Source organism: Gilvimarinus gilvus (assembly GCF_030518155.1).
In the GTDB taxonomy this organism is placed as follows: domain Bacteria; phylum Pseudomonadota; class Gammaproteobacteria; order Pseudomonadales; family Cellvibrionaceae; genus Gilvimarinus; species Gilvimarinus gilvus.
In genome coordinates, this window is record NZ_JAULRU010000260.1 from 1 (window position 1) to 357 (window position 357).

1 protein-coding gene is annotated in these 357 nt (G+C 45.1%); it reads right to left on the bottom strand.

Annotation, left to right across the window (positions count from 1 at the left end; genetic code table 11):
* Positions 1-330, bottom strand: a 330-nt coding sequence (locus tag QWI17_RS03875; RefSeq protein WP_302721195.1) for a transposase, incomplete at its 3' end; no start/stop codon positions are given.
* Positions 331-357 lie beyond the last annotated feature (27 nt).

Genomic DNA, 357 nt, shown 5'->3' on the forward strand with positions numbered 1-357 from the left:
TGTCGAATACTGCCTGGGGACAAGCCCTAACCATGCGGCCATATGCCGTCCGTTATGAAATGCACTGCCGTTACCTACTTCCATCACAATTTGGCTGGCTGTCATATCACCAATGCCAGGAACGGTTTTCAATAATTGGCAGCGATCATCTTGTTTAACCGATTCTTTAATCTTTTGATCTTGCTCCGCAATTCGTTCATTCAAATAGAGGTAATGATCATGTGCAACTTTAAGTTCCAATACCAACGCCTTAGGTAGCTCAGCAGAGGATTGCCGGCCCAGCCAAAAGAACAACCTTTTCATGGCCTTATGACCGACAGGAAAAGCCAAACCAAACTCTAAAAGAAGGGCTCCAAT